Raw genomic sequence first — 1,810 nt, forward strand, 5'->3', positions numbered from 1 at the left:
CGGGGTACGCGCCGACACCGGCAGCAGCCACGGCCCGTCGCCGGGCGGGTCGGCCGGGTCGGGCGGCGGCGGCTGCTCCACCACGACGTGCGCGTTGGTGCCGCCGAGGCCGAAGGCGCTGACCCCGGCCACCCGGCGCGGCCCCTCGGGCCAGTCCCGCGCCTTGGTCGGCACGTAGAACGGGCCGGCCGACAGGTCGATCTCCGGGTGCGGGCGGGTGAAGTGCAGGTTCGGCGGGATCACGCCGTGCCGCACGGCGAGCACCGCCTTGATCAGCCCGGCGATCCCGGCGGCGGCGTCGAGGTGGCCGATGTTGGTCTTCACCGAGCCGAGCGCGCAGGTCTCGGCGGGGGCGGCGCCGGCGTACACCTCGTGCAGCGCGGCCACCTCGATGGCGTCGCCGAGCGGCGTGCCGCTGCCGTGCCCCTCGACCAGGCCGACCTCGCCGGGGGCGACCTCGGCGGTGGCCAGCGCGTTGGCCACCGCGGCGGCCTGGCCGCCCGGCCCGGGCACGGCGAAGCCGGCCCGGTCGGCGCCGTCGTTGGTGACCGCCCAGCCGGGCAGGACGGCGTAGATCCGGTCGCCGTCGGCCTGCGCGTCGGCGAGCCGGCGCAGCGCGACCACCCCGACGCCGGAGCCGAAGCCCGAACCGTTGGCGCCCTCGTCGAAGGCGCGGCACCGGCCGTCCGGGGAGGCCAGGCCACCCGGGGTGTGCCGGTGCCGGGGCCAGGTGACGGTCACGCCGCCGGCCAGGGCGAGGTCGCACTGGTAGTCGGCGAGGCTCTGCGCGGCGAGGCAGACCGCGACCAGCGAGCTGGAGCAGGCGCTCTGCACGGCCAGGGCGGGCCCGGTGAGCCCGAGCCGGTAGGCGACCTGGCCGGGCAGGTGGTCGGTGAACTGCCGGCCGATCAGCCGGGCCTCCCAGTCGTCCGGGTCGACGTCGCCGACCACGGCCGGGTTGTCCATGAGGTGGAACAGGAAGTACCGGTTGGCGGAGGTGGCCGAGTACACCCCGACCAGGCCGGGGAAGCGTTCGGGGTCGTGCCCTGCGTCCTCCAGGGCCTCCCAGGCGGTCTCCAGGAAGAGCCGGTGCTGCGGGTCGGTCCGGGCGGCCTCGTCGGCGCCGAACGAGAAGAACCCGGCGTCGAAGTCGGCCACCCCGTCGAGCCGGCCGACGGCCCGCACGTGCCGGGGGTCCGCGCGCAGCCCCGGCCCGACGCCGAGGGCGGCCAGCTCCTCGTCGGTGTGCTCGTGGATCGAGTCCACGCCGGTGCACAGGTTCCACCAGAAGGTGGCCACGTCCGGCGCGCCGGGGAAGCGGCCGGCGAGGCCGACCACGGCGATCTCGTCGCCGGTGTACTCGCGGGCCGCGGCGGCGGGCGCGGCCGGCGCGGGCAGCACCGGGGCGCGGACCGCGTCGGGCGGGGCGTCGAGCAGCGCCGCCTGGGCGGCCACCGTGGGGTGGTCGAAGAGGCGCAGCAGGGGCAGGCGTACGCCGAACCGCTCGGCGAGCCGCTGCTGCACCTGGCCCAGCAGCAGGGACTGCCCGCCGACGTCGAAGAAGCTGTCGGTGCGGCCGACCGTCGGGCGGCCGAGCACGGCGCACCAGATGTCGTGCACGACCCGCTCGGTGTCGGTGGCGGGCGCCTCCCCGGCCGGCGCCTCGGCCGGCGGGTCGGGCAGCGCCCGCTCGTCGACCTTGCCGGTGACGGTGAGCGGGAACTCGTCGAGCAGCACGACCGCGCGGGGCAGCGCGTACCCGGGCAGCGCGGCGGCGAGCGCGGCGCGCAGCGCGGCCGGGTCGGGGCGG

Annotated in this window: 1 protein-coding gene; it reads right to left on the bottom strand. The window is 77.9% G+C overall.

Annotated elements, in window-relative coordinates:
• The coding region (locus B0E53_RS36170; RefSeq protein ID WP_246835780.1) for a polyketide synthase at positions 1–1,810 on the bottom strand (1,810 nt) is incomplete at both ends.

The organism is Micromonospora sp. MH33, assembly GCF_003013775.1.
Classification (GTDB): Bacteria; Actinomycetota; Actinomycetes; order Mycobacteriales; family Micromonosporaceae; genus Micromonospora; species Micromonospora fulviviridis.